Source organism: Alcanivorax sp. (assembly GCF_014762765.1).
Lineage (GTDB): Bacteria > Pseudomonadota > Gammaproteobacteria > Pseudomonadales > Alcanivoracaceae > Alcanivorax.
On record NZ_JABURH010000124.1, the window covers coordinates 1 to 3,946 of the forward strand.

General features: G+C 59.0%; 5 protein-coding genes. 2 read left to right on the plus strand and 3 right to left on the minus strand.

Annotated features, from left to right (window positions below):
• On the plus strand, window positions 1–733 hold a 733-nt coding region (locus tag HUJ17_RS07985; RefSeq protein WP_290510196.1), incomplete at its 5' end, for a dienelactone hydrolase family protein.
• A gap of 113 nt (window positions 734–846) precedes the next feature.
• Here the strand turns inward: HUJ17_RS07985 and HUJ17_RS07990 are convergent.
• Window positions 847–1,266 carry a DUF3617 domain-containing protein gene (locus HUJ17_RS07990; protein ID WP_290510197.1) on the minus strand — a complete coding sequence of 140 codons (420 nt, stop codon included), beginning with the start codon at window positions 1,264–1,266 and terminating at the stop codon, window positions 847–849.
• Between the two features lie 71 nt (window positions 1,267–1,337).
• Complete coding sequence (nth, locus tag HUJ17_RS07995; RefSeq protein WP_290510198.1) at window positions 1,338–1,976, minus strand: endonuclease III; 639 nt, start codon at window positions 1,974–1,976, stop codon at window positions 1,338–1,340.
• Window positions 1,977–2,049: 73 nt separating this feature from the next.
• Here nth and gltS point away from each other — a divergent pair, with 73 nt between their 5' ends.
• The gene (gene gltS, locus HUJ17_RS08000; protein ID WP_290510199.1) at window positions 2,050–3,234 is read left to right on the plus strand and encodes a sodium/glutamate symporter; all 1,185 of its coding nucleotides are present in this window, start codon (window positions 2,050–2,052) and stop codon (window positions 3,232–3,234) included.
• A gap of 63 nt (window positions 3,235–3,297) precedes the next feature.
• On the opposite strand, the gene HUJ17_RS08005 is transcribed toward gltS, so the two are convergent.
• Entirely contained in the window at window positions 3,298–3,828 is a 531-nt protein-coding gene (locus HUJ17_RS08005) for a glycine zipper 2TM domain-containing protein (RefSeq protein ID WP_290510200.1), read from the minus strand.
• Window positions 3,829–3,946 lie beyond the last annotated feature (118 nt).

The window sequence follows — 3,946 nt, forward strand, 5'->3', positions numbered from 1 at the left end:
CATGTCCAACCAACCTGTAGGCATTCCCATCCCCGGCGGCCACACCATGCGTGCCCGTTGGCTGCGCCCCGAAACCGCTAATCCCCATAAGGCGGCGGTGATCGCCATCCATGACATCTTCGGCTATACCGAGGATATCGAGCGCATTGCCCAGCGGCTGGCGGATAACGGTTATCCGGTGTTGGTCCCGGATCTCTATGATCTTCCGGGCAGCAAGGCCCTGTGTGTGGTGAAAACCCTCAAGGCCCATGAAACCGGCAAGGGACAGACCTTTGAGCAACTGGAGGCCTGCAGGGAATGGTTGCTCAATCAGGGCGAAGAAGCCGTGACCCAGGTGGGCGTCATGGGCTTCTGCATGGGCGGGCGTTTTGCGGTGCTTTACGCCAGCCAGGCACCGGTGCAGGTAGTGGCTCCGTTCTATGGTGGCATCCCGAAAAACGTGAAAGACGTGACCGGCATTTGCCCGGCAGTCGGTGGCTGGGGTCGCACAGACATGATCTATGGCGACCATGGTGACCGTCTGGCAAAACACATGGACGCGCTGGGCGTGCCCCACGATATCAAGACCTATGAAGACGTGGGCCACTCCTTCATGAATGACCACCAGACCTTCACCTTCAAGAAACTGGGGCCACTGCCGCCGCTGCGTTCAAAATTCGATGCGGTTGCGTCAGAAGACAGTTGGAAGCGGGTGCTGGCGTTTTTTGAAAAGGTGTTTGCCGGGAAGATCTGAAGCGCTTCGCTGCGGGTTGTCAGGTGCGTTGGAGCCATGCTCGCATGGCTCAAACGTGTAGGTGGTAGGTGATGATTTCGTTGACGCCTTGCTCACAAGGCGACCCCCTGATCCTACTCAGGGCAATCCGAACCGGCCCATTTCCCTTCGCTTTTTGACACCATTTTGTGGCCCGGCATGGTCATGTCGATGGTGCTGGTGTAATGGGTATCGCTGTGCAGGGTCACCGAGCCCTTCATGGTGCTCTGCATGCCGTTCTGGTCACAGCGGGCTTCCCAGGTCAGGTTGTCACCGCCGCGGTCCACCTTGCCCAGATCACATTCATCCGCGTTCCAGCTCTCCTGCAGGGCGCTGACCACGTCTTCGGCCTGGTCAGGGGAGAGGCATTCCTGCTGGGTATGTGCACGCATCTGTGGGGGCAGATTGTCGCCTTCCATGGTGGTATTGATCTGCCACAGGCCAGGCTTCAGGTCGCCGGCCAGAACCGGGGCGCACAGGCCCAGCAGCGTTGCCAGCAGGAGGGGGTGTTTCATGTCGCGTCCCTTCGTCAGTTCAACCGTGATACCCCAGAGTAGCAATGGGCGGCGGGGCGCTCAATTGCTGCTTACGATGGCCGCTGGCTGGGCGGAAACTCACACAGGTCGGCGATCAGGCATTCACCACATTTGGGTTTGCGAGCGGTGCAGACATAACGGCCATGCAGGATCAGCCAGTGGTGGGCATCGCGCAGGAATTCCTCCGGTACCAGCCGCAGCAACCGCTTTTCCACTTCCAGTACATTCTTGCCCGGGGCAATGCGGGTACGGTTGGAGACCCGGAAGATATGCGTGTCTACGGCCATGGTGGGTAGTCCATAGGCAGTATTCAGCACCACATTGGCGGTTTTTCGCCCCACACCGGGCAGTGCTTCCAGCGCTTCGCGGGTACGTGGTACCTGACTATCATGCTGCTCAATGAGAATTTTACACAGCTGAAAGATGTTTTCGGCCTTGGAATTAAACAGGCCGATGGTCTTGATGTACTCTTTAAGCCCGTCGACACCCAGGGCGAAGATCGCCTCTGGCGTATTGGCCACCGGATAGAGCCTGGCGGTGGCCTTGTTCACGCCCACGTCCGTGGCCTGGGCAGACAGCACCACGGCCACCAGCAACTCGAAATCGCTGCTGTATTCCAGCTCGGTGGTGGGGTGAGGGTTCTGATCCCGCAGACGGGTAAAAATTTCAGTTCGTTTCTCGCGATTCATAACAGCTTCCGGTTGTCGCGGGCAGTATAGCGGATCAATTGGCGGCTCCCCAGCCGCGAACAAGGAGAAAGGGATGCAGTTTTCCGCCATGGAAACCCTGATGGTCGCATTGCTGGTGCTGGGCGCTGGTCAGTGGATAGTGCACAAGGTAGATCTGCTGTCTCGGTTGAATATGCCCGAGCCGGTGGTAGGTGGTTTGCTGGCGACCATTGTGGTCACCGTCATGCAGCTTTCCGGTATCGGCCTGACCTTTGATGAGAGTATCAAAACGCCGGCCATGTTGTTTTTCTTTGGTGCCGTGGGGCTGGCAGCGGACTTTCGTCTGCTGCGCCGGGGCGGCTGGGCCATGCTGCTGTTCGCGGTACTGGTGATCGTGCTGGTGGCTCTGCAGGATCTGGTCGGTGTGATGATGGCCAAGCTGATGGGGCTGGATGCCTGGTACGGCCTGATTGGCGGCTCGGTGACCATGACCGGTGGCCACGGCACAGGGGCTGCCTGGGCGGGCGTTTTCGAGCGGGATTTTGGCCTTACTGGCGTCAGTGAGCTGGCGGCGGCTTCCGCCACCTTTGGTCTTATCTTCGGGGCCCTGCTGGGCGGGCCGCTGGCCATGTTCCTGATCCGCCGCTACCGGCTCGCGGCCCCGGCCCATGGTCCGGCGGTGGAAGATGCCGAGCACGATGAGGCGGAAACGCCCCGGCCCATCTCTGCCGCCAGCGTCATCCGCATCATGATGTTGCTGTCAGTGGGGGTGGTGGTTGGCACCGTGGCGGCGGAAGAGTTTGCGTCCGTGTTCCGCTTGCCCACCTTCGTGTGGGTGTTGTTTGTCTGCATTGTTCTCGGCAATACGGCCAGGCGCCTTTGGCAGGTGAACGATGCCACCATCGATGTGGTGGGCAATACCGCGCTGGGGATTTTCCTGGCGATCACGCTGATGAGTCTGCAATTACTGCAGCTGGTGGATCTGGCCCTGCCCATGCTTGCCATGTTGCTGGTGCAGGTAGGTCTGGCGCTGGCGTTCATTACTCTGGTGACGTTCCGCTTGATGGGGCGAAACTATGATTCGGCGGTGCTTTGCGCTGGCCATTGCGGCTTTGCCATGGGAGCCACTCCCACGGCGGTGGCCAATATCCAGGCGGTGACCCAGCATCATGGGCCGTCGCCGCTGGCGTTTATCATCGTGCCGGTGGTGGGGGGCTTTATCGTGGATATCGCCAACGCGACCATCATCCAGACATTCGTGTCGGTGCTGTCGGGTTGACCGGAAAGGCACCATAAAAAAAGCCCGCAGAAGCGGGCTTTTTTATACACAGTCAGGAGAGGGTTACTGGGTAACCACTTGCCCCTCTTCGATGCGCAACCGTTCGCCGGGCTTCTTGTCCATGCGAATGGTGTCTTCCTGATCATTGAAGACATAGGTCACGTCATAACCTTCAGTGCGACTCTTGTCTTCCATCACCGTGTTACAACGCTGTTCCGTGGTGGTGTAGGTGTTTTTTTCCTGCATCCCTTTCTGGATCTGGTTACCGGCGACGCCACCGGCAATGGCACCACCGGCGGTGGCGGCATCTTTACCACTGCCGCCGCCGAATTGATGGCCTATCACGCCGCCGACCACGGCGCCGACCACACTACCGGTAATGCGGTGTTCGTCCTTGACCGGCTTTTTGCGTTGCACGGTCACTTGCTGACAGACCTCGCGGGGTTCCTGCCAGGTTTTCACAATCGGGTCCACATTCACCACTTCGGCATAGCCTGAGGTGGCCGGGGTCATGGCCTGGTATGCACCGTAGCCGACTCCGGCGATGGCCACGGCCCCTGCGATACTGAGGGCGGCAACTGCTGCACTTTTCATGGCTCACTCCTTGTTTGTTGGTAGTGCCTATTATGATCCCGGAATCCACACAAGGTTCGTAAACTGGTGCACACCAAGTGCAAAAGAATGTGAATTTAAGGGAGTCTTTGGGTCACTC